Origin of the sequence: Rhodococcus sp. NJ-530, assembly GCF_003860625.1 — a bacterium.
Lineage (GTDB): Bacteria > Actinomycetota > Actinomycetes > Mycobacteriales > Mycobacteriaceae > Rhodococcus_F > Rhodococcus_F qingshengii.
This window is the reverse complement of sequence record NZ_CP034152.1, coordinates 590,001-614,381: the sequence shown is the minus strand read 5'-3', so window position 1 is coordinate 614,381 and position 24,381 is coordinate 590,001. Positions and strand designations below refer to the sequence as shown.

Below are 24,381 nucleotides of genomic sequence, written 5' to 3'. Positions count from 1 at the left end.
GTGCCGTGCTAGTGCGTGAGCGCAGATTTCCCCGAAGTCTCTTGCGGCGCTTCGGTGGCGGTGCGTCCGACTCCGCGAATCAGGCCGAGTCGACCCGCGACGACGTAGAGAACGAAGGCCGAGGCCACCGCGTTGATCGACGGCAGGCCGAAGGTGCTGTAATGACCGATCAGCGCCGAGACGATCCAGATCACCAGCGTGGCCGGTACCCAAGTGGGTGCCGAGTTCGGGAGGGTACCCGCAGCTCGACTCTCCTCCAGATCCTTGCGCCATGTCTTGACGATGAAGTATTCCGCCACCATGATCCCGGCGATCGGCGGGAATCCGACGCCCAACAGGATCAGGAAGTCGGTGAACGAGTTGAGGATTCCGGCAGCCGCGAGGACCGAACCGGTGATGCCGACAACTGCTGTGACAACGGCGCGATTGATCCGTCGACCGAACACGACGTCGATGAAGTTCACGACGCCGAGCCCCGAGCTGTACAGGTTCCAGTCGTTGATCTTGAAGGTGCCGAGAACGATGATCAGAACGCCGACCCAACCGACCGACGAGAGAATGATCGTGGCGATGTCGGAACTGCGAACGGCATGGGCAAGAAGAACACCGGTCAGCCCGATCACGTATTCGCCCAACGTTATTCCGACGAGCGTCTGCTTCACGACATCGCCTGCCGTGCGGTTGAAGCGCGTCATGTCAGGTGTGATCACTGCTCCGGCAATGAAACCGCCTGCGACGATGGTAGTTCCGGCGAGGAAGCTGAGCTCCGGCCCGGCTGGAGCAGATGCCATCAGATCTGACAGCGAGTGATTACGCAGTTCGGCGACGACGGCCCAACCGACCAGGATCAGGAACAGCGGAACGGTGATGTTGGCGATCAGTTGCATGGATCCGAACCCGCGAAGGACTATCGCGGTAATCAGGAGACCGAAGGCCAAAGCCCACGCCCACTGCGGCAGAAACGGCATGACTCCGTGCAAACCTGATGCAGAGACAGCAGATTGAATGCCGAACCAACCGATCAGGCTGACCCCGATCACCAAACCGATCACCGCGGAACCTGCGTGCCCGAATCCACACCAGCGTGCGACCACCGATGTGTTGAGCCCTTCACGAACCCCGATGATGCCGATGAAAATACAGACGACCTCGAGAATCACCGCCCCGACTGTCAATGCCCAGAAGGCATTCCAGAACGTCATACCGTAGCCGAGCGTCGCACCGAGCAAGAACTGTGCGAGTGCCGATACCTGACCGAATCGCTGTACTGCCACCGAGAACCACGAATATCGTGCTTCGTCGGGAACGCGGGTGAGCGCGTAGTCGTCACCGTCGGACACTTCACCGCCGGCGGCGGTCGCTGACGTGTTTTTCATGACGGACTCCTCGAATAGTTGGGAAGTGTTCTCGGAGAAGACGGTACGAATGTGGCCAGGGTCACGCCTATGGGCGAATTGGCGTTTCTTCGTGTTACGACAATGCATTTCGCACAGTCGTCATTTCACACAGTCGCCAAATGGCACGGGTCTAACGCAACGCGTACCCGCCGTCGGGGTACAGCGTGGAACCCGTTGTGTACGTGTTGGTGAAGAGATAGAACACCGCTTGTGCAATCTCGTCTTCGTTCCCGACGCGGCCGAGCACGTTGTTCTCGGCACTCCAGGTGAACGCGGCCTCCCGAACCTCCGCCGGGCGCTGAGCCCACAGATGCCCGTCGATGGTTCCGGGAGCGACAGTGTTGACGCGGATCGGCGACAGTTCGACCGCCAGCCCCCGCCCGAGCCCCTCGATTGCCGCGTTGGCTGCAACGTATGCCGCGGCAGCTGCGGGTGGCCGCACACTGGCAGCGCCGGACATGAGGACCACCGATGCGGTGGGTGCCAGCTTGTCGAGCGCAGCGTGCACGACGCGGTACTGCCCCCAGAACTTGGAGGTGAACGGCGACGCCGCTTCCTCGACGCTCTGTTCACGGAACGAGCCGACCCGGTAATCGGCAGCCGTCGTGAAGAGAGCGTCGACGCTGGGGATGTTGGTGAAGAACGCTTTCACCGAGTCGTCGTCGGAGGTGTCGACGGTGAACCAGTGCGCAGCCTCACCCAGCTGCGCGGCCGCTGCTTCGAGCTTGGATGCGGTTCGGCCACCGAGAACTACCTGCGCGCCGGCGTCGACGGCAAGCTGCGCCACTCGCAGCCCGATGCCTGTTCCGCCGCCGATCAGTACGACGGTCTTGCCTGAGAGAGGAGAAGGTGTCGTTGTCATGCAGCGACTGTAGGGCTCACCGAATTGTCCCGACATGTGCAGAACGCACAGATTTCACTACGGAACAGTGCTAAGTATCGAGACTTAGCTGGTAGAGGACACCGCCCCCGGGGATCTCGCTTGACGACGTTTGCTGCGTCGAAACTGCCTTCACATGTACTCCTCCTTCGAGTTCGCTTGTAACAAAACAACTCCCACGACCGAAAATGTCGGTGAACCACAACAGCGAAGGGAAGTAACGACTATGGGATCAGCAGACGTCATGGCCTGGCTCGCCGAGGGTTACCTCGCCGGCGATCCGATTCGCTATCCGCTCTACGTCGGATCGATGTTCCTCGCGATGCCGTTCCAACTAATCGGCGTAATTCTGGGTCACCCCTTCTGAATCGTCACATCAGGCCAGGGCGGACGACGTAGAACGGCCAGAGTTGCGATCACTGCGGCCGCCAACCCGATGAACTCCCCCATCAAAGCCGCCCTGGTGTGATCGACGGCCGGTGACCACGACGGCTCACCCTCGTGGATCGAGAACACTCCCACTGGCACCGGTATCGGGTCGCGGCGCCACCGCCGGTGTAGACGCGAAACCGTGATGATCGTCGATCCGTCGCTGGTCTGGTGCGGTTCTCCGAAGATCATCGAGGTCCCGGAATCCGCCCGAAGTCGCTCCACCGCATCACGAATCTCCATGATCTCCATCGTCGCACCGAAACAGCAGCCCTGTGCGAGTATCGGTCGATGGCAGAGTGGTGGAATCCGAGCAGGCGCGTCGAGCGATGGTGGCAGACGATCGTGCTGGTTTGGCTACTCGTTTTCTTCGGCCCAAGCACCATCGACAAGGTCATCACAGAACCCACAGCTTGGAATTGGACATTCCTCGCAATCTGGCTTTTCGCGACGGTCGGGTCTGCTTACTACGCAGTCCAAGCCTGGCGAAGCAGGAACAAACCTCAGTCGGTGTGGTGGGAAGGGACAACTGCCCCCACCGAAATCCCTGCCGACGACGTCCGTAGCGCACTCGCGTCGACAGACGACCGCATTCCCGCAATCAAGGCACTACGCGAACTACATCCGGGCTTGGGCCTGAAGGATGCGATGGATCTGATCGACGCCCAGCGGGGCGAACAGGGCCCGCAACACCGATAGTTGCGACCATCACAATCACAGTTAGGTATCGACACCTGACCGCCACGATCGGGCAAGCACGCCAGGAGTTAACCACCTGACAGACAGGCTGTTTCGCCTAGTTTGACAAATGTGGTCAATCGGTGAGCGTCGACTCGACCGATTCAACTCACCGTACCAATCGAATTCGCCGTTCAGCATTCCACTCATGACCCAATGCCACTATTACCCAACGATTTACAACCGGAACTACGGCATCCAGTGAGAACTTTCGCGACAGTGCAGCATCTTTCGTCCAGTTGAGTTGACCGAAACTTGACGTTACGTTGAATTTCAAAACAATAGCCCGGTCTTGACCTGCGATGGTGTGAGCGAAACGCCCACCTACGCGTGACACGTGGCCGCACTGATGGGCGCTGTGAATGCCTGAACGTTCGAGGAGTGGAATGACTGCGGTCAAAACTGCGTGGCGTGAACTACGGAAACCCGTGTTCATCCCCGCGTCGATAGTGATCTTTGCCCTGATCGCCTTTGCCGTGATCTACGCGGGAACAGCCGCGGACGCTTTCGAAACACTCAACAACGTGATCAGCGACGGCGTCGGCTGGTGGTACATCCTCTCGGCCACCGGTTTCGTGATCTTTGCGCTGTACTGTGGAATCAGCCGCATCGGCAACATCCGATTGGGACGTGACGACGAGCAGCCCGAGTTCGGGATGCTCTCGTGGTTCGCGATGCTCTTCAGCGCCGGCATGGGCATCGGGCTCGTGTTCTACGGAGTAGCCGAACCACTTTCGCACTACGTGACCCCACCCGTCGCCGGGCAGATCGCCGGATCCACGGACGCCGCAGCCAATCAAGCAATGGAACTGACGCTGTTCCACTGGGGCCTTCATGCATGGGCGATCTACGTCGTCGTCGGCCTCGGTCTGGCGTACATGACCTACCGCAAGGGTCGTCCGCTCTCGATCCGTTGGTTGCTCGAGCCGCTCCTCGGACGGGCTCGCATCGAAGGAAAGATCGGCCACGCCATCGACGTCGTCGCCATCGTCGGCACGCTGTTCGGTGTCGCGACGTCGCTGGGCTTCGGTGTCCAGCAGATCTCGGCCGGCCTCGACTACCTCGGCTGGGTGGAGACCGACAACTGGTTGGTCATCACCATCATCGTCATCGTGACGGGCATGGCGACCTTCTCGGTCGTCTCCGGTGTCACGAAGGGCCTCAAGTGGCTCTCCAACATCAACATGATGCTCGCTGCCGCGCTGGCACTGTTCGTCCTGATTCTGGGACCGACGCTGTTCCTCATGCAGTCGTGGGTGCAGAACCTCGGCGGATACGTCCAGGCCTTGCCCGAACTGATGCTGCGTACGTCCCCGTTCGCCGAAGACGGCTGGCAGGGTGCATGGACCATCTTCTACTGGGGTTGGTGGATGAGTTGGGCACCGTTCGTCGGCATGTTCATCGCGCGCATCTCACGCGGCCGCACCATCCGCGAATTCGTCTTCGGTGTGCTGCTGGCCCCGACGCTGGTCGGTTCGTTGTGGTTCACGATCTTCGGTAACTCCGGCATTCTGCGTCAGCGCAACGAGGGCACGATGCTCGACGCATCCGGCGCAGTGGACACCAACACGTCATTGTTCACGCTTCTCGACGGACTTCCGCTCGGAACGATTTCGAGTGTTCTCGCGATCGTCGTGATCGTGTTCTTCTTCGTCACGTCCGCGGACTCCGGCTCGATCGTCATCGACATCCTCGCGACCGGTGGCAGCTTGGAGACCTCCAAGATCACGCGTGTCTACTGGACGTTCCTCTCCGGTGCCGCGGCCGCAGTTCTCCTCATCGTGGGTGGCAGTGGATCGCTCACGGCGCTGCAAACCGTTGCCATCGCCACGGCGGTACCGTTCTCGGTCATCATGGTGCTGGCATGTCTGTCGATGCTGAAGGCGTTCCGATACGAGGTCGCTTCAGCACCACGCTACCTGCGGGTTTCTACAAATGCCTCGGCATCGACCGACGTTCCGCAACCCACCGAAAAGCGGCTCCGCGATCTGAAGATCTCGTCGACCTTCGCCGGGCTGACCCCGTCACAAAGCGGAATCATGACGGATCCCTCCGACGCCCACATGCTCGTCGCGGTCCACGAAGTTCCCGCCCATGCGGTCAACATCGACCCGGATACCGGCGCCGTCGACTTCTCCGAGGAATCGAAGGTCGTCGATCCGCTGGGCGGAGAGGTGTTCGACACACCCGAGTTCGCCGACTCGGCAGAAGGCCACGCGCAAGCTGCCAGTACGGACTGACCGGCACGTTCGGCATGTTGCATTAGGCATATCTGTTCACCAACTCGCAAACTTGTCATGAGACTTTCAACTCGACAGTTCGCAGGACTCTAAGTTTCGTGAGTAGAACAGGACCAACGGGTTTGCCACTCCAGTCGCAGTCGGAGACGGAACAATCTTTCGGGATTCCGTCCGTATTCCTACGGTCGGCGCATGCACCTGCGCCGCGCACGCTCATCGACATCGTGCGGGCCTCAGCCGAGGCCAACCCGGAAGCACCCGCCATCGACGACGGCGACACCACACTGTCGTACTCGGAGTTGCTCGACGAGATCGAGCTCGGTGCGCGCTGGCTCGGTGATGCCGGCGTCGGCGCAGGTGACCGCGTCGGAATCAGGATGCCGTCAGGTTCGCGTTCGCTGTACGTCGCGATCCTGTCGATCCTCGCGGCGGGCGCCGCCTACGTTCCCGTCGACGCCGACGATCCGGAAGAGCGCGCCGAGTTGGTGTTCGGCGAGGCGCAGGTAGCGGCGATCATCACCGGCGACGGAATCCAGCCGGGGACGGCGCCGAAGCGGCTCGAACATCCACCGGTTCGCGAACCCGAACCCGAGGACGACGCCTGGATCATCTTCACCTCAGGATCCACGGGCACCCCCAAGGGCGTCGCGGTCACTCACCTCAATGCCGCTGCCTTCGTCGACGCCGAGGCGCGCATGTTCCTCCAGGACGAGCCCATCGGGCCTGGTGACCGCGTCCTCGCGGGACTCTCCGTGGCATTCGACGCGTCCTGCGAGGAGATGTGGCTCGCGTGGCGCCACGGCGCCTGCCTCGTCCCGGCTCCTCGTTCGCTGGTTCGCAGCGGCATGGACCTCGGCCCGTGGCTGGTCTCGCGTGACGTCAGCATCGTCTCCACTGTGCCGACGCTTGCGTCTCTGTGGCCGGCCGAGGCCCTCGAAGCCGTTCGACTCCTGATCTTCGGCGGCGAAGCCTGCCCACCCGAACTGGCAGAGCGCCTGGCCGTCGAGGGCCGCGAGGTCTGGAACACTTACGGCCCCACCGAGGCAACCGTCGTCGCCTGCGGCGCACTGATGGACGGCAAGAGTCCCGTCAGCATCGGCCTCCCCCTCGACGGCTGGGACCTTGCCGTCGTCGACGCCCAGAGCAATCCCGTCGCGGTCGGTGAGGTGGGCGAGCTGGTGATCGGCGGCGTCGGCCTCGCCCGTTACCTCGACCCCGCGAAGGACGCCGAGAAGTACGCGTCGATGCCCTCTCTCGGGTGGGAACGCGCCTACCGAAGCGGCGACCTGGTCCGGCTCGAAACCACCGGCCTGATGTTCCAGGGCCGCGCAGACGATCAGGTCAAGCTCGGCGGCAGGCGCATCGAACTCGGTGAGGTCGACAACGCCTTGCAGAACCTGCCGGGTGTGAGCGGCGCTGCCGCAGCCGTGAAGAAGACGGCAGCCGGCAACCAGCTCCTCGTCGGATACATCGCCAGCACGGATCCCGACTTCGATCTCAAGGCCGCTCATGCACTGCTCAGCGAGCAGCTACCAGCAGCCCTCGTGCCGCGTCTGGCGTTGATGGACGAACTTCCGACGCGTACGTCAGGCAAGGTCGACCGCAATGCGCTGCCGTGGCCCTTGCCCGGCGCCGGTGAAGATGCGGGGGCCGCGTTGGGCCTCGACGGCACCGCTGCCTGGGTTGCCGGCCTGTGGGGATCGATCCTGGGCGCGCAGATCACCGGACTCGACGACGACTTCTTCGAAGTGGGCGGCGGATCCCTCTCTGCGGCTCAGCTGGTAACCGCCCTGCGCGAGCGGTTCCCCGAAGTGACCGTCGCACAGCTCTACGACCACCCACGGTTGGGATCGCTCGCCGAATATCTCGACGAATTGGCACCCACCGAAACTGTGGAGCCGCGCATCGTCGCTCCGACACCCTTGAAGACTCAGCTCGCGCAGATCGCCGTCACCGTTCCGCTCACGACGCTCACCGGACTGCAGTGGGTGACGTGGCTGGCGATCGCGAACAACGTCCTCGGCTGGTTCGTCGACGTCAGCTGGGCGCCCACGGTCTCGTGGTGGTGGATCCTGTTGGCGTTCATCGTGTTCATCACGCCGATCGGCCGTATGACCATCGCCGTCGTCGGGGCGCGCCTGCTCCTACGCAAGTTGGAGCCAGGAACGTACCCGCGAGGTGGTAGTGAACACCTGCGTCTGTGGATAGCGCTCCGACTCACCGAAGCCAGTGGCGCAGCAAACCTTTCGGGCGCACCGTGGATGCTCTACTACGCCCGCGCCCTCGGCGCCGACATCGGCAGCGGCGTCGATCTCCACACACTTCCTCCCATCACCGGCATGCTCGAACTCGGTGACGGCTGCTCCGTCGAACCCGAAGTCGACCTCTCCGGCCACTGGATCGACGGCGACGTCATTCACATCGGCGAGATCAAGATCGGCGACGGCGCCTCCGTCGGTTCACGCTCGACGCTTCTGCCCGGCGCGCGTATCGGTCGCGACGCCGTCGTCGAACCCGGATCTGCGGTGTTCGGCCGAGTGAAGGCAAACCAGCAGTGGGCCGGCTCCCCCGCCACCAAGGTCGGGAAAGCGAATCATCCTTGGCCGGCCGAACATCCGAAGCGCGCACCCGGCTGGGTGCCGGTATACGGCGTCACCTCGGTCTTCCTGGCCGGTATGCCGATCTTCGCGCTGATGGCCGGGATCGCATTGATCGGTTGGTGGATTCGCGACACCGACACGCTCGCGAGTGCAGTGCTCCAATCGCTGATCATGCTTCCCGTCGCGACCATCCTGAGTTTGCTCGTCTTCGCAGTCGTCACCCTTGTGGCCGTTCGTCTTCTCTCGATCGGGCTGACCCCCGGTTACCACCCTGTCCGCAGCCGCATCGGCTGGCAGGTGTGGGCGACCGAACGCCTGCTCGACTCGGCCAGAACCTTCCTCTTCCCGCTCTACGCGAGCCTGCTGACACCGGGATGGCTCCGCCTTCTCGGCGCCAAGATCGGCAAGAACGTCGAAGCCTCCACCGTGCTCCTCCTTCCCAAGTTCACGACGGTCGCCGACGGCGCATTCCTCGCTGACGACACCATGGTTGCGAGCTACGGCCTCGGCGGCGGCTGGATGCACATCGAACAGGCGAAGATCGGCAAGCGCGCGTTCCTCGGCAACTCCGGTATGACCGCCCCCGGTCGACGCGTCCCCAAGAACGGTCTGGTGGCGGTTCTGTCGGCTACCCCGTCCAAGGCCAAGTCCGGATCATCGTGGCTGGGTAGTCCACCGGTACGTCTGAGAAGGGCTGCCGGAGACACCGACGCCGCCCGCACGTTCAATCCGCCCATGCGCCTCAAGATCGCCCGCGGAGTGGTCGAAACCTGCCGACTGATCCCCGTCATGGTCACGTTCGGCATTGGTCTCGGTGTTCTGTTTGCACTCGAAGCACTGGTCGGCGCAGTCGGATTCTGGTTCGCGGCTCTGCTGAGCGGCGTAATTCTGCTCGTCGCCGGAGCAGTGGCGGGCGCGATCACCATCGCCGCCAAGTGGATCGTCGTCGGACGCATCGCCAAGGTCGAGCATCCGCTGTGGAGTTCGTTCGTCTGGCGAAACGAGGTAGCCGACGCCTTCGTCGAGACCGTCGCGGCGCCGTGGTTCGCTCGCGCGGCGACTGGTACGGCCGTACTGAACATCTTCTTGCGTGGACTCGGGGCCAAGATCGGTAAGGGCGTTTGGTGTGAGTCGTACTGGCTACCCGAGGCAGATCTTGTGACTTTGGGCGACGGAGCGACAGTGGAACGGGGGTGCGTCGTGCAAACTCATCTCTTCCATGATCGGATCATGTCCATGGACACCGTCACTTTGGGAGCAGGAGCAACGCTGGGACCGCACTGTGTCGCGCTACCCGCAGCCGGCATCGGCGCGGGAGCGACGGTAGGGCCTGCATCTCTGGTGATGCGAGGTGACACCGTTCCGCCCTCCACCCGCTGGCAGGGCAACCCGATTGCACCGTGGGTGGCGTCGTGAAGCCGAACCGAATGCTCGAGGAGCCGATCGATCCGTACCTGCCGCTCAACGGCAACCGCGGGTACCGCGTGTCCCGGTACGAACTGGAACTGACGTACAAGGTCTTCAGCAACCGTCTCGCCGGCAAAGCTGTCATCACCGCTGTCACCACCGAGAGCCGATCCAAGTTCAGCTTCGACCTCGCACAGAACCTGCAGGTGTCCAAGGTGTCCGTCAACGGTGCCCGCGGCACCAAGTACGCGCACTTGAACAACAAGCTGATCCTCACGCCGTCTACCAAGATCCCCGCGGGCGGTGCCCTGTCGGTCACCATCGCGTACAGCGGCAACCCCGAGCCGATCAAGAGCCTGTGGGGCGAAGTCGGCTGGGAGGAACTCGACGAAGGAACTTTGGTCGCAAGTCAGCCCAACGGCGCGGCGTCCTGGTTCCCGTGCGACGACCATCCGATTTCCAAAGCGTCGTACCGAATCTCGATCACCACCGATTCCCCGTTCTATGCCCTCGCCAACGGCAAGCTGATCCGCAAGCAGACCCGTGCGAGTCAGACGACGTGGGTCTACGAGCAGACCGAACCGATGGCAACCTACCTGGCAACCATTCAGATCGGTCAGTACGAGCACCGACAAGTGAGCGCCGGGCCGGTACCGGTCTTCGCCGTTCACCCACCTCGGCTGCGCGCAGCGTTCGACGTCGACTTCGGGCGCCAACCCCAGATGCTGGAGGTCTTCGGAAAGCTGTTCGGCCCGTATCCCTTTGCCGACTACACCGCTGTGGTCACCGACGACGAACTCGAAATCCCCATCGAAGCGCAGGGACTCTCGATCTTCGGAGCCAACCATTGCACAGGCAGGCGCGGTTCCGAACGTCTTGTCGCACACGAGCTTGCCCATCAATGGTTCGGCAACAGCCTCACTCTCGGGCAGTGGTGCGACATCTGGCTGCACGAAGGCTTTGCCTGTTACGCGGAGTGGATCTGGTCCGAGAATTCCGGTGGTCCGTCCTCGAACCAACTCGCGACAAACGCCTATCAAGGGCTCGGGCGTAAATCTCAGGACTTGATCGTCGCCAATCCCGGTCCTGCCCTGATGTTCGACGATCGAATCTACAAGCGGGGCGCATTGACTCTGCACGCCCTGCGCGGCGTTCTCGGAGACGAGAAGTTCTTCGAACTGATCCGTCAGTGGACCACGAAGCATCGGCACAGCACGGTCAGTACCGAGCAATTCACCGATCTCGCTTCACGTTTCACCGACACTCCATTGCGCCCACTGTGGGATGCATGGCTGAATCAGCGCTCTCTGCCTCGTCTCTGACGCTCTCTCACCGCGATATCACCACGCCGAAACATTCCGAATGCGCCGATTAGCTTTGTCTTACCTTTACTATAGAGGTGGGCCGAGGGACGACCCCGACAACACAATTCTCAGGGCACGCTTCCTCGACAGGTAGATCGGGGGATCGATGTTCGTTGTATTCACAATATGTTTCGTAATCGGGGTCGTCGCCCTGATCGGAGCCTTTGCCGTCGGCGAGGTTGCAGATCTGGGCGGCGGCCACGCAGACGGGCTGCCATTTCTGAGCCTGACAACCTTGGCCACAGCACTTTTCGGCTTCGGCGCCGGCGGCGTAGCTGCCACTCTCGCGGACGCTCCGACATTGGTAGCGGCGATTGCAGCACTCGCACTCGCCGCCGTTCTCGTTGTCGTCACGCGCGGCCTACTTCTCCCCTATCTCATTAAGCAACAAGATAATTCGCACATCGGACGAGCTTCGTACTCCGGGCTGTTGGGCACGGTCACCCTCACCATTGCAGCCGAAGGTTGGGGAGAAGTCTCGTTCGTCGACGCCGAAGGCAATCGCGTGCAGGCCAAGGCCGTCAGTGCACAGCCGATGGCGCTCACCACCGGCACCACCGTCTACATCGCCGATGTAGACGATCAATACCTTCACGTCGTCACGGTTGACGACGCGATCTAAGGACTCGATACATGCTGCCAATCATCATCATTGCGGTTGTAGTCGCAGTAATCATCTTCATCGTTCTCCCCGCGATCTACGTGAAGAACTACGTCAAGGTCCCGCCGAACGAAGTGGCGGTCTTCACCGGACGAGGCAAGCCGAAAGTCGTCCGCGGCGGAGCCCGGTTCAAGATTCCGGGAATCGAACGCGTCGACATCATGTCGCTCGAGCCGTTCAACGTCAGCATCAATCTCAAGAATGCGCTCTCCAACGACGGTGTTCCGGTCAACGTCGAGGCAGTCGGCCTGGTACGAATCGGTTCCGCCGACGAAGCGGTTCAGACAGCGGTGCAACGATTCCTGACCTCCGACCTGGACGAACTCCAGCAGCAGATCAACGAAATCCTCGCCGGCAGCCTGCGCGGAATCACCGCAACCATGACGGTCGAGGATCTGAACTCCAACCGCGATTCGCTCGCACGCAGCGTGGTCGAGGAGGCAGGCGGCGACCTCGCACGCATCGGCATGGAAGTCGATGTCATCAAGATCGCGGGAATCTCCGACTTCAACGGCTACCTCGAATCGCTCGGTCAGCGCCGCATCGCCGAGGTCAAACGTGATGCCGCGATCGGAACTGCTGAAGCAGAGCGTGATTCGCAGATCCAGTCGGCAAAGGCGCGACAGGCAGGCTCCGTCGCACAGGCCGAGGCCGACACTGCGATCGCGAGTGCAAATCAGAAGCGCGACGTCGAACTCGCTCGCCTTCGAGCACAGACCGAAGCCGAGAACGCCGAAGCCGACCAGGCCGGACCACTCGCGCAGGCAACGGCCGAGAAGGCCGTCGGCATCGCACGTGAGCAGGCCGAGGCGGCCCGCGTCGAAGCTCGCACCGAGGTCGAGCGTCGTCGCGCCCAGCAATCGGAAGCGGCATTGCAGGCAGATGTCATTGCACCGGCCGAGGCCGAACGCCAAGCCTCCATCGCACGCGCAGAGGGTGAGCGACAGGCCGCGATCCTCCGCGCCCAGGCACAGGCCGAGTCAGCAAGGCAGGCCGGCGGGGCTCAGGCCGATGCACGAAAGCTCGTCGCCGACGCTGTTCGCTCCGAGCAGCAGGCTGATGCCGACGGCCTTCGAGCACGTCTGGAAGCCGAAGCTGACGGCCGCAAGGTAGCGGCCGACGCCGTTCGCGCCGAACAGCAGGCCGAAGCGGATGGTTTGCGCGCCAAGCTCGAAGCCGAGGCTGCCGGTAAGCGTCAGATCGCCGAGGCGCTCAATTCCTACACCCCGCAGGCCGCGCAGTTGCTCACTCTGCCTGACGTTCTGGCAGCACTGGTCGACGCCACCGCAGCAGCAGCGAAGCCGGTCGGCGACATCGATCGGATCTCCATCGTCGGCGGCAGCGACGGGGCGCAGGGTTCGATCGGCTCGATCCTGGGCATCAGTCCCCAGGTGATTGCCGGTGTCATCGAAACTCTCGAAAGCTCAGGCGTCGATATCACCGGTTTGCTCAACGGCCTGAACAAGACCGCATCGGTTCCGGCCGGTTCGGTACACAATTCGGTCCACAGTTCGGAAAACGGTTCCGCAACTGTAGACGCGTGATTTCGCCCCGGTCCGCCGACTCTCGCAGGGGTCGGCGGACCGGCTTCACGCGCTCGGCAGGTGTGAACGCGACTTGAAGAGAATCAGAATCAAGCAGGCAGCGGCGGCGGCTGATCCGAACAGCAGAGTCACCGTGTAGCTCAGTGCCGGAATGCTTTCCGACAGCATCGCCAGCAACGCAGGCACCGCGAACCCGATGTAGGTGATCGAGTAGAACACCGCGGTCAATCCTGCCAGATCGTCCGGCCCCGCGATTCGCTGGATCTCCAGCAACCCGGACACCAGTGCCATGCCGTACCCGCAACCGAGGATCGCTGCAGCCACGATCGCGATCGCCACGGTCAGCGTCGACGCAACCAGAGCAGCACCGGCCATACCGACCACCAGAAACACCAGAGCCACAACGGCGCCACGAGCACTGCGGTCGGTGTCGATTTTGCGCCCCAACGACTGAATCGCGAATCCGCATGTCAGCGCGACCATGCACAGCAGAGCCGAAAAGGCCACGGGCGCATCGCCACTGTGCCCGGTCATGAGCGCCGGAATAACTGCATACGCGACACTGGCGGCACCGAACACCCACGGCGCCAACGGAACAACGACGTAGAGGAATCTGCGGTGACCTGCCGAGGGGATCTTGAGGTCGTCGATCAACCTGCGGCGGTCGGATTTCGCCTGTGCCGGTCGTGTTTCGGGCGCACGCCACAGCGCCATGGCGGCGAGGACGGTGATCGCGATGTGCAGCACGTACGCCAACACACTCGGCATGGGCGCCCACTGCGCCAAGATTCCCGCAGCACCCGCTCCCAAGGCGAAGCCCGCGGTCAGACTCATCGCTGCTCGCCGAGCACCTGCGCCTTCCGACGCCGTCGGATCCCAAGGTTGCGTGGACAACTCCTTGACCCAGGAGCCGCCGACGGCCATACCGATCCCCAAGGCGATGCCACAGAGGATTCTTCCCAGGATGAGAGCAGCGGCGGAGTCCGCCCCGAAAGCGAGCAGCGTCGAACCGGCGATCGCGATGATCGGCGAGGGGAGCATGATCGGGCGTCGACCCAATCGATCGGACAGCGGGCCGCCGAGCAGCAGGGCCGGCACAATTCCGACGACGTAGGCGAAGAGGAAGAAATCGACCATCACCGGCGAATAGCCGTGGTCGAGTCGGTACATCACCAGCAGTGGGGTGAATTCGTTTCCGCCCCAGGCAGCGGCGAACATACTGGCGGCAACGGTCAGCCACAGCCACTTTCCGCCGGAGATGCGTTCACCCTCGAGACGAGTTTCGGCCGCGGTCCCAGCGCCGATCGTTTGGGTGCTCATCACAGAGTTCCTTCGAAGCCGAGGCCGTGGACCTGGCGCATGTGTGTGAGGACGGCAGTGTTGTATCCGTCGGCATCGCCTGTGTCGACGAGGTCGGTAAGCGCGGTGTGATCGGCAAGGATGCGCGAGAGTTGGCCGGGGTCGCGTGAGATCGACCGGGCTGTCATCCGTCGTTGCCTGTCGCGCAGACTCGCGTAGAACGAGTCGAGCAAAGGGTTCCCACCGGCGGCAACGATCATCTTGTGGAAGTCGGCATCGATTGCGCTGAACGCGGCCACGTCCCCGCGATCAGCAATCTCACGTTGCTCGATCAGATTCGCGCGCAACGCTGCGACAAGCGCTTCCCGTGCGTGCGGTCGGACCGACACCACTCGAACGCTCTGAGTCTCGACGAGCTGTCTGGCACTGACTACGTGTTCCGCTTCCCCATCCGCGACCGGGACGATCAGCGCCCCCTTCTTCGGATAGAGGCGCATCCAACCTTCCGACTCGAGACGCAGAAACGCCTCACGCACCGGCGTTCGGCTCACATTGGTCCGTGCAGCGATGTCACCCTCACTGATCAGCTCCCCGCCGGCGAGCTCGCCGGAAAGGATCAGCTCCTTGACTTCGCGGAAGACGGTTTCGGAAGCGGAATACAACATAGACACAAGATGTATTTATACTCCACGCTGGCGCAACGCAGACATCCGGGTCGCCGATCCGAACATCTCGGTCCGATGCGGCATCGATCCAGTTAGCATTGCAAGGTGCCAGACAGAAGAGGAATCAGTTCGCGATGAATGGCGCACGCTCCAGCCTTCGAGGACTGATGCACTCATGACATCGCAGATGAAGTCGATGAGGACGCTGACCCGCGAGTGGTTGATTCTTCCCGATCAATACGACCGCTTCACTCGCTATCTCCGCGACAACGGCCTCACGACCGCCACCCGGCTATTACTTGGCATCATTGTCATCGGACTGGGAGTGTGCGCACTACTGAACAGATTCAGCCCTGCCGGTCCGACAAGCACGATTGCGCTGTTCTTCAATACTGCTGTCGTGATCTCGTGCTTCGTAGTCGGAGTCTCATGGTGGGTCTTCGGCCCCACAAAGCGTCGCTCGTTCGGTTTCGTGGTCTTCTGCGACATCGCGGTCACGATCTCCGTCGTTGGAGATTCCTCCCAGCTCGCACGATTGCTCACCTGTGTCATTTTTGCTCTGGTCGGCATCTACATCGCCTACTTCCACAACCCGAAGTTGCAGATCGCGCACATAGCTTTCTCGCTTCTTGTGATCGCGGTGGCTGCGCAGCCAATTCTGTTCGGGCCGGATCGCGATCCAGCCCTTGGTGTTTCGAAAGTACTGGTCGTCATCACCGCGTTGGTGGTCTGCGCATTCATCTCGCAGATCGTGCTGACGATGCTCAGCATGGATGCTTCCAGTTCCGACCTCGATCCTCTCACCGGCCTCTTGAACCGTCGTGGCCTCGACCGCCACGTCGAGAAGGTACTCGAGGGGTTCCAGCGTCAAGAATCTGCGGCACTACTCGTGATCGCGATCGACATCGACCGGTTCAAGACGATCAACGACGTGCACGGCCACGACGTCGGCGATCGCATCATTCTCCGGGTATCGCAGCGGTTATCCGCCTGGGCACACGCTGATGCTGTCGTCGCGCGGGTCGGCGGCGACGAATTCATCCTCGTTCAAAGACTTTCCGTGCCAGCCATCGGACCGATGCTCAACTCGATCGGACCGGCAATGCACTCGAATTCCGACGAGATACCGTCGACTTCGAGCATCGGAATCGCCGTGCGTACCCACAAATTCGTCGCCGGAGAAGACCGCGCAGCAGCGTTCACGGACATGCAGAAAGTCGCCGATTCGGCGATGTACGAAAGCAAGAGACTCGGCGGCGGACGCGTTCACACGATCGTCACCACCGCCGGCAGGTAGCAGTACGCACAATTTCAGTAGTAGACCGGCCCTGGCACTCCTCCACCCGCTGCCACTGCGTCACCGGTGATCGCGATGCTTCGCGGCGATGCCAGGAAGGTCACGACGTCGGCTACTTCTTCGGCATCGATGATCCGATGTATCGAGTTCGTCGCGATACCACGCTCCACCTCTGCCTGCGAGCGGCCGGATTCTTCCGACTCGCGCGTAATCCGTGCGGTCAACCTCTCGGTCCTCGTCACGCCCGGATGGACGACGGTGACGTTGATTCCCTTGGGGCCCAGCTCGTCCGCAAGATTCTTGGTCAGTGCAGACACACTGACGTTGCGGATCGTGTGGGCGATCGAAGTGGCCTGTCTGGCACCCAAACCGCTGATGTTGATGATCCGACCCCAACCCTGATCAATCAGATACGGCGCCACAGCGCGCGCAGTTCGCAGGTACCCCAGCACTTTCACTTCGACTTCGTCTCGCACGACGTCGTCGGTGGTCGCCTCGAAATCCGTCGGCTTTCCGGCGCTGAACGGCGTCGCTGCCGAATTGACCAGAATGTCGACACCGCCGAACTCCATTACCACTTGCCGCACCGACGCCTGAACCGCGTCGTCGTCTCGCGTATCCGTCACGACTCCGATCGCACGAATTCCGAACTCCGAAACCAAATCTCGTGCAACGCTTACGACGGTTCGCTCAGTGCGCGCGAGTATCGCGATGTCGACCCCTTCAGCGGCCAGACCTCTGGCGATTGCCAGACCGATCCCCTTGCTACCACCGGCAACGATCGCACGCTTTCCAGACAAGTGAAGATCCATACCTGCGACACTATCCAACAGGCGGTCCCCGATCTCTACGAAGAGGGATCGGGGACCGTCGGAATCATTCCTGTGTCTCAGACCATCAGATCCGCGTACAGGTAGACGTTGTCGGCGTAGTTGCCCACACCGTCCTCGAATTGCAGTTCGCCGCCGCAGGTTACGACTGCCAACTTACGAGGGCCCTCCGGGCCGGCCAGCACGCTTTCCTCCACACCATCGGCCTTCGGGCGCGTCGTCACCGCAGTCACCTTCCACGACGTGCTCTTACCCGTCGCGTCGGATGTACGGATCACTTCACCCGGCTCGATCGTGCCCAGGTCGAACAGCGCGCCGTTACCCTGGCCGGTCAGATTGACGTGTCCGGCAATCAAGGTCGTGCCGGTGGCGGAATCGAGAGATGCACCGTCGAGCCAGATTCCGACGTTCTTGACGTTCTCCGGCGGAGTGAGAACTCCTTCCGGCACGGTGGCGTCCACGATCGGCGCCTGAACACCGACCGGGTCGAGCGAAAGGGTGTTGGGAGTCATCAACGCATCCGTAGGCGTTGCCGGATTCGCGGAGTGCGACATGACAACTCCCGGACTCGGCGGGATCGCAGCATCGTCATCGGAGGATCGCAGGCCGACGAAGGCCATGGAAGCACCGGCGACCAACACCGCGATGAGAGCCAGAATGAACGCGACACGACGCCCTTTGCCTGGACTCGCGGGCTGATCGTGGTTGGGATCGTCGTATGGATTGGATGGATTGGGATCCGACTCGTACATGGTCATCGAACTGTCTCCTGCGGGATGAGGCGCCCCCGGCACCTCGTGCGAATTGACGCCCCCTGCGTCTGATCAATGTCGGCACCGATCACACGAAGCGTGATCGGTGCCGACGTCTACTACACGTGCCTGGTGTCAGGATCGCTTGCGGCGGAGAGCAACTGCTCCGGCAGCAGCCATTCCGACAAGCCCGAGGCCCGTCACTGCGACGGCGACGTTGCGGCCTGAATTCTGTTCAGCAGCACCACCGTCGATGGCAACCGGGCGGGGGCCAGTGGCCGGCTTCGGAGCCGACGGCGCCGGAGTTGCGGGAGTTGCAACCGGCTGCGACGGAACAGGTGCACCCGGAACTACAGGCACGATCGGCACAACCGGCACGATGGGCACGATCGGAACAATCGGCACGATCGGAACGACCGGGGTTGCAGGCGTCGTGGTGGCCGGTGTGGTCGTTGCCGGTGTGGTTGTTGCCGGTGTGCTCGTTGCCGGTGTCGTCGTGGGTGCTGCTGCATATCCGACGCTGGCAGATGCATTCATCGAAGCCGGCCGAACGGTGTCGAACGACGCGAAGATCTGGCACTGTGCGCCTGCCGTGTTCCAGTGCAGGTTCTCGACCGAATCCGGAATGACGCTTGCAGTCACCGAGTAGTCCCCGCCGGCCGCAGCGGTGAGGCAAAGATCAACAGCAGTCGGTGCGTCGCCGCGGCCGTCGACCGTCAGTTGATTTGCAGTCAACGTCGCCTTGGCGTTGTCACCACAGACGGTCAGTTCGGTGCCCGCCGAGGACTGAACAGTGATCGGCTTCCGGTACATATTCGTATTCAGGGTGAAAACGGCAGTCTCGCCGGCCTTCAGAGTCCCCGTCGCGGGTGTCTTGCGAACGAGGTCGAGCGTCTGCGTGACGTTCATGATCTCGACGATGCGAGCTCGCTCGTCGTCTCCGATGTTCCTGTCGCACAGGCTTTTGAAATCGGCCATCAGCGGATTGTCGTAGTCCGAGACACACCACACAAGCGTCTGCCGCGCCGAACGTGCATCCTCGCTGCTATTTCCCGAAACGACACCGTCGAGTTTGGCGGGATTCTGCAGCAACCAACTGATGACAGCGAGATCGTCGGCTGACAGATCGGGATTGCCCGAAGACGGCACCGTCGCACCCATCTCGTCGTTGTGCTTGTCAACCGGCAAACCGTTCTCGTCGACACCGGCACACGGATCGAGATCGAAGTCCGTGCAGTACATCCATTCCGACTTCGCAATTCCGTCGACGTCGCGGACACCGCAGACCGGAGCATCCACCGCGGCCGAGGTACCCCGATCGGTGGTGCCGTACATCGGCACGATGTTGCCGTCGTTGTAGTGATCCAGCCGAATGCCGGAGATGTCGAGCATCTGCTCCGAGGGCGTGTACTCGGTGCCCTCACACAACCCGGCGGTGAACGCCGGAGCGGCCGCGGTTCGCACCGGCATCGGCGCGGACACAGCTGGCGAAGCAAAAGCAACGCTACTACCGGCGACCGCTACGGCAATAGCTGCAGTTAGCGAGAGCCGGAGAACAAGCGGCCTACGCCGTGAACCAGACACAGTCATCAAAGCTTCCCTTTCAAGACATTTCGGTAGCGGGACGGTTGCCTGGATTCCCAATACCACGCCACCCAGCGCTCACTTCCGAGAGGATCAGCCGATCACTTTTGGCAATCAGCCAGTTACTGAATGGCAATGTAGTGCATGTTTCAAGAAAGATCACCCAATCGTCGAGCACCCAGGGCGCAGCTTGGACATTCGGATGACGAGTTAGCCATGAAGGTGACTGAACCTTTGTCCAACCGCACAACAATCGCGATCCCCCCAAAATCTGCTCATCCAACCGCGACGTTCCCGACATTTCGCCAACGCTAGCCAGTCGGTAACTTGGACATTCTGGGGAAACTCACAGGAAGGGGCGTTTTCAGCTCGCGCGCAAAAGAAGGGGCCCGCTATGCGGACCCCTTCGCCGGAAACTTCCAACCGAGACTGCTTTGTCGGGATTCGGGCAACTTGTAGATGCCCCAGAACAATCTCCACTCACATTGTGTGATTTGCCTCACATTCAAAGAATCTGTTGGTTTTGTTCACACCCTGAACCAATCTTTTGGTCCTCTTTGCGTCGATTATCCAGATCTCCGACGGCGGAACCCTGCCCTGCCGGAGAGCGGAGCACGGCCTCGGATCAGTCTCGGACCGGAGGCGCCTTCCTCGTGGTAACCGCAATGCGATTCCACGCATTGATCGTCAAAATGACGCTGATGAGCTGAGCCAGTTCCACGTCCGAGAATTCGCCGGCAGCCTCGCTGTACACCTCGTCCGGAACGAAACCGTCGGTGAGGACTGTCACGGCCTCGGTCAAGGCGAGCGCGGCACGTTCACGATCGGAGTACATCCCTCGCGCTTCTTCCCACGCGTTCAGTAGGTAGAGCTTCTGCTCCGTCACGCCGACCTTTCGTGCGTCGCGAGTGTGCATGTCCAGGCACCATGCGCAATGATTCAGCTGCGACGCACGCGTGAGGACCAGCTCGACGAGCGTCGGCTCCAGCCCCTTGCGTGCAGCGGCATCCAACGCAATCATCGCCTTGTAGACCTCGGGCGCCAGCTTTGCGATATCCAGTCTTTGTCCTGTTGCTGTAGTCATAACTCAAACGGTAATCCCGGAAAGACCCGGAAACATGGTTCAATCCGGTGGTGAATTCGTGGGCCAATCTTGGGTTCGATCTACATATCGAGCTGCCACAGGGAATCGGGGTTCGCGCTGCACTGCTTCAGACCCTTCGCGACGCGATCGACAGTGGACTGTTGAAGCCCGGCACCAGACTCCCACCTTCCCGCACCCTCGCGCTCGACCTCGGAGTTGCCCGAAACACCGTTGCGGACTGCTATGCCGAACTCGCCGCAGCTGGGTGGCTTGTCACACGGCCTGGTTCCGGGACCCTGGTCGCCACGCTCGCCAGCACACACACCCGCGAGGTCGAGCCATCACCGACTCGACGACGCTGGACCTACAGCCTTCTCCCTGGATCGCCCGACGCGTCGGCGTTTCCCCGCGCTGCATGGATTTCGTCCGCCAGACGTGCTTTGACCACCGCGCCGACCGACGCGTTCGCGACTACTGATCCCAGAGGCCGAGTCGAACTCCGAAACGCCCTCACCACATACCTGAGCCGCACCAGAGGCGTTCGCGTCGATCCGAACTGCATTGTGATCAGTGCCAGCTCGGGTCACGGGATCTCCCTCCTTGCCCGCGCACTCGGAGGAACGATTGCGGTCGACGCTTTCTGCCTTCACCTGCACCGGCAGTTGCTCGCCGACGAAGGGCTGCTGACAGTTCCCATATCGGTTGACGAATCAGGCACTTGCACAGACGAATTGGCGTCTACATCTGCTGAAAGTGTTCTGCTGACGCCGACCCATCAGTTCCCTCTCGGCGGTCCCCTCACACCGGCGAGGCGCGCGACCGCTCTCGAATGGGCCACGACTACGGGCGGCGTCATCATCGAGGACGACTACGACGGCGAATTCCGTTACGACAGAAAACCTGTCGGTGCACTCCAAGGAATCGCACCGCAGCACGTTGCGTACCTGGGCACTGTCAGCAAGACACTGTCGCCGGCAATTCGCATCGGATGGATGGTGTTGCCGGACAGGCTGATCGAACCTGTCCTCGCAACAAAGGGACCCTACGAACGCTGGGTAAGTTCAACGGATCAATTGACCTTGGCGGACTTCATCGAATCCGGAAGATTCGACAGCCATATTCGAAAGATGCGCACCTCGTACCGACGACGACGCGATCAACTGGTTGCGACACTTGCGCAGCAAGTACCCCAGGTCAGGGTCGAGGGGATCTCCGCGGGACTTCACGCTGTGATCCGTCTGCCCTCCGGCACCGAACAATCTGTTCTTGCAGCGGCCCGGGCGCGCGATCTCGGGCTCGAAGGGCTTTCGGTCTTCCGACATCCCGACGTGTCGTCAGTCGGCGGTGACGGCATCGTCGTCGGCTACAGCACGCCGACGCAGTCGCAGTACTCGAGGACGCTGGACGTGCTCTGCGAGGTGCTACAGGCAGCTCTGCGATAACGCCTGTCGGATCTGCCCATCCGCTCACCTGCCCTGCCCTGCCCTGCCCTGCCCTGCCCTGATGGAGTGAACGTACCGTTCCCCTCGCCTAAGAGGGTGAGCGTGTCGTTCACTCGATCCCGGACGGGGTGGTGAGTCGGCTGTGCTCCCGCCCCTGATGGTGCGAACGGTACGTTCGGTCGATCTGAGGCGACGAACGTACCGTTCGCTCGAAGTCGGGGGTGCCGGCGGCGGTGCTTTCGGGTGTTGGCGGGGGTGGGGTGTTTTGGGTACGAGAAAGCCCCCCAACCAGTACTGGTTGGGGGGCTTCTCTAATGTGTGTTCGGCGGTGTCCTACTCTCCCACACCCTGTCGAGTGCAGTACCATCGGCGCTGAAGGGCTTAGCTTCCGGGTTCGGAATGGGACCGGGCGTTTCCCCTTCGCTATGACCGCCGTAACTCTATGAAACTGTCACAGTAACCTTCTTCTGATCACCTGGTTTCACCACCCGTCAACACCAGTTTCTGGTGTTGGGGGATGGAGAAAACATGTTCTCATCAGTATCTGTGTGTTGTTTCAGATACCGCACAGTGGACGCGTAGCTTCTTTGTGGTAAGTCCTCGGCCTATTAGTACCAGTCACCTGCATGCATTACTGCACTTCCAGTTCTGGCCTATCAACCCGGTGGTCTGCCGGGGCCTTACCCCCTCGAGGGGGTGAGAAACCTCATCTTGGAACAGGCTTCCCGCTTAGATGCTTTCAGCGGTTATCCCTTCCGAACGTAGCTAACCAGCGGTGCTCCTGGCGGAACAACTGGCACACCAGAGGTTCGTCCGTCCCGGTCCTCTCGTACTAGGGACAGCCTTCCTCAAGTTTCTAACGCGCGCGGCGGATAGAGACCGAACTGTCTCACGACGTTCTAAACCCAGCTCGCGTGCCGCTTTAATGGGCGAACAGCCCAACCCTTGGGACCTACTCCAGCCCCAGGATGCGACGAGCCGACATCGAGGTGCCAAACCATCCCGTCGATATGGACTCTTGGGGAAGATCAGCCTGTTATCCCCGGGGTACCTTTTATCCGTTGAGCGACACCGCTTCCACTTGCCGGTGCCGGATCACTAGTCCCGACTTTCGTCCCTGCTCGACCTGTCAGTCTCACAGTCAAGCTCCCTTGTGCACTTGCACTCGACACCTGATTGCCAACCAGGCTGAGGGAACCTTTGGGCGCCTCCGTTACATTTTGGGAGGCAACCGCCCCAGTTAAACTACCCACCAGGCACTGTCCCTGAACCAGATCATGGTCCGAGGTTAGAGGTCCAATTCGATCAGAGTGGTATTTCAACAACGACTCCACGATAACTGGCGTCACCGCTTCACAGTCTCCCACCTATCCTACACAAACCGAACCGAACACCAATACCAAGCTGTAGTGAAGGTCCCGGGGTCTTTTCGTCCTGCCGCGCGTAACGAGCATCTTTACTCGTAATGCAATTTCGCCGAGTCTACGGTTGAGACAGCTGAGAAGTCGTTACGCCATTCGTGCAGGTCGGAACTTACCCGACAAGGAATTTCGCTACCTTAGGATGGTTATAGTTACCACCGCCGTTTACTGGGGCTTAAATTCTCAGCTTCGCTCCCGAAGGAACTAACCGGTCCTCTTAACCTTCCAGCACCGGGCAGGCGTCAGTCCGTATACATCGTCTTACGACTTCGCACGGACCTGTGTTTTTAGTAAACAGTCGCTTCTCACTGGTCTCTGCGGCCCCACCCAGCTCAGACAGTAAATGTCGTCACCAGACAGGGCCCCCTTCTCCCGAAGTTACGGGGCATTTTGCCGAGTTCCTTAACCATAGTTATCTCGATCGCCTTAGTATTCTCTACCTGACCACCTGTGTCGGTTTGGGGTACGGGCCGTGTGAAAGCTCGCTAGAGGCTTTTCTCGGCAGCATAGGATCACTGAATTCGCCTCAATCGGCTACGCATCACGTCTCAGGCTATGTGCGACCCGGATTTGCCTAGGTCACGCCCTACACGCTTACACCAGTATTACCACTGACTGGCTCAGCTACCTTCCTGCGTCACCCCATCGCTTGGCTACTACCAGATCAGGTCCCATGCATCCACCAACTCGAGACCCGAAGGTCTTCTCGTGGCTTCAGGATGGTTAGTATCACTGATTCACCATGGG

At 61.4% G+C, this 24,381-nt stretch carries 18 protein-coding genes and 2 rRNA genes (1 of these 20 cut by a window edge); 9 read left to right on the top strand and 11 right to left on the bottom strand.

Annotated elements, in window-relative coordinates; genetic code table 11:
* Positions 1-8: 8 nt before the first annotated feature.
* A complete protein-coding gene (locus EHW12_RS02830; protein WP_125050254.1) occupies positions 9-1,376 on the bottom strand; it encodes a cytosine permease in 1,368 nt (455 codons plus the stop codon).
* Positions 1,377-1,527: 151 nt separating this feature from the next.
* Positions 1,528-2,259, bottom strand: coding sequence for an SDR family oxidoreductase (locus tag EHW12_RS02825; protein WP_125050253.1), 732 nt, complete (start codon positions 2,257-2,259; stop codon positions 1,528-1,530).
* 244 nt (positions 2,260-2,503) lie between these two features.
* Between EHW12_RS02825 and EHW12_RS34515 the strand changes: the two genes are divergently transcribed.
* Positions 2,504-2,644, top strand: a complete 141-nt coding sequence (locus tag EHW12_RS34515; protein WP_003941170.1) for a hypothetical protein — start codon at positions 2,504-2,506, stop codon at positions 2,642-2,644.
* Here EHW12_RS34515 and EHW12_RS02820 read toward each other — a convergent pair.
* A complete protein-coding gene (locus EHW12_RS02820) occupies positions 2,632-2,958 on the bottom strand; it encodes a hypothetical protein (RefSeq protein WP_054828022.1) in 327 nt (108 codons plus the stop codon). The genes EHW12_RS34515 and EHW12_RS02820 overlap by 13 nt on opposite strands.
* Positions 2,959-2,997: 39 nt before the next feature.
* On the opposite strand from EHW12_RS02820, the gene EHW12_RS02815 reads away from it, so the two are divergent.
* The 6 genes from EHW12_RS02815 (at position 2,998) to EHW12_RS02790 (ending at position 13,260) form a co-directional block, all read left to right on the top strand.
* Positions 2,998-3,405, top strand: a complete 408-nt coding sequence (locus EHW12_RS02815) for a hypothetical protein (protein WP_054828023.1) — start codon at positions 2,998-3,000, stop codon at positions 3,403-3,405.
* A 425-nt stretch (positions 3,406-3,830) separates the two neighbouring features.
* Complete coding sequence (locus EHW12_RS02810; RefSeq protein WP_007727149.1) at positions 3,831-5,684, top strand: BCCT family transporter; 1,854 nt, start codon at positions 3,831-3,833, stop codon at positions 5,682-5,684.
* Positions 5,685-5,806: 122 nt separating this feature from the next.
* A complete protein-coding gene (locus EHW12_RS02805) occupies positions 5,807-9,700 on the top strand; it encodes a Pls/PosA family non-ribosomal peptide synthetase (RefSeq protein ID WP_047269705.1) in 3,894 nt (1,297 codons plus the stop codon).
* Positions 9,701-9,711: 11 nt separating this feature from the next.
* On the top strand, positions 9,712-11,013 hold the full coding sequence (locus tag EHW12_RS02800) for a M1 family metallopeptidase (RefSeq protein WP_050655931.1): 1,302 nt from the start codon (positions 9,712-9,714) through the stop codon (positions 11,011-11,013).
* A gap of 148 nt (positions 11,014-11,161) precedes the next feature.
* Positions 11,162-11,677 (top strand): DUF1449 family protein, encoded by a 516-nt coding sequence (locus EHW12_RS02795; RefSeq protein ID WP_064443044.1) that lies wholly within the window; start codon positions 11,162-11,164, stop codon positions 11,675-11,677.
* Positions 11,678-11,688: 11 nt separating this feature from the next.
* Positions 11,689-13,260 (top strand): flotillin family protein, encoded by a 1,572-nt coding sequence (locus EHW12_RS02790; RefSeq protein WP_003941083.1) that lies wholly within the window; start codon positions 11,689-11,691, stop codon positions 13,258-13,260.
* Positions 13,261-13,305: 45 nt separating this feature from the next.
* On the opposite strand, the gene EHW12_RS02785 is transcribed toward EHW12_RS02790, so the two are convergent.
* Positions 13,306-14,580 carry an MFS transporter gene (locus tag EHW12_RS02785; protein ID WP_070161580.1) on the bottom strand — a complete coding sequence of 425 codons (1,275 nt, stop codon included), beginning with the start codon at positions 14,578-14,580 and terminating at the stop codon, positions 13,306-13,308.
* Positions 14,580-15,224 (bottom strand): GntR family transcriptional regulator, encoded by a 645-nt coding sequence (locus EHW12_RS02780; RefSeq protein WP_007727164.1) that lies wholly within the window; start codon positions 15,222-15,224, stop codon positions 14,580-14,582. The genes EHW12_RS02785 and EHW12_RS02780 overlap by 1 nt, the downstream gene beginning before the upstream one ends.
* Positions 15,225-15,399: 175 nt before the next feature.
* Between EHW12_RS02780 and EHW12_RS02775 the strand changes: the two genes are divergently transcribed.
* A complete protein-coding gene (locus EHW12_RS02775) occupies positions 15,400-16,521 on the top strand; it encodes a GGDEF domain-containing protein (protein ID WP_125050252.1) in 1,122 nt (373 codons plus the stop codon).
* A gap of 14 nt (positions 16,522-16,535) precedes the next feature.
* Here the strand turns inward: EHW12_RS02775 and EHW12_RS02770 are convergent, their stop codons facing one another.
* The 4 genes from EHW12_RS02770 to EHW12_RS02755 all read right to left on the bottom strand — a co-directional run bounded on the left by EHW12_RS02770 (position 16,536) and on the right by EHW12_RS02755 (position 20,771).
* Positions 16,536-17,333, bottom strand: coding sequence for an SDR family oxidoreductase (locus EHW12_RS02770; RefSeq protein WP_054187853.1), 798 nt, complete (start codon positions 17,331-17,333; stop codon positions 16,536-16,538).
* A gap of 77 nt (positions 17,334-17,410) precedes the next feature.
* Positions 17,411-18,109 carry a class F sortase gene (locus EHW12_RS02765; protein ID WP_007727173.1) on the bottom strand — a complete coding sequence of 233 codons (699 nt, stop codon included), beginning with the start codon at positions 18,107-18,109 and terminating at the stop codon, positions 17,411-17,413.
* Between the two features lie 129 nt (positions 18,110-18,238).
* Complete coding sequence (locus EHW12_RS02760) at positions 18,239-19,693, bottom strand: hypothetical protein (RefSeq protein WP_238565165.1); 1,455 nt, start codon at positions 19,691-19,693, stop codon at positions 18,239-18,241.
* A gap of 619 nt (positions 19,694-20,312) precedes the next feature.
* Positions 20,313-20,771: a carboxymuconolactone decarboxylase family protein gene (locus EHW12_RS02755; protein ID WP_007727180.1), complete on the bottom strand. Its 459-nt coding sequence runs from the start codon at positions 20,769-20,771 to the stop codon at positions 20,313-20,315.
* 47 nt (positions 20,772-20,818) lie between these two features.
* On the opposite strand from EHW12_RS02755, the gene EHW12_RS02750 reads away from it, so the two are divergent.
* Positions 20,819-22,213: a PLP-dependent aminotransferase family protein gene (locus tag EHW12_RS02750; protein ID WP_007727183.1), complete on the top strand. Its 1,395-nt coding sequence runs from the start codon at positions 20,819-20,821 to the stop codon at positions 22,211-22,213.
* A gap of 320 nt (positions 22,214-22,533) precedes the next feature.
* On the opposite strand, the gene rrf is transcribed toward EHW12_RS02750, so the two are convergent.
* Together rrf and EHW12_RS02740 are read right to left on the bottom strand one after the other, a co-directional pair.
* A 5S ribosomal RNA gene (rrf, locus tag EHW12_RS02745) occupies positions 22,534-22,650 on the bottom strand.
* 151 nt (positions 22,651-22,801) lie between these two features.
* Positions 22,802-24,381 (bottom strand): 23S ribosomal RNA (locus tag EHW12_RS02740); it runs 1,550 nt beyond the window's last position.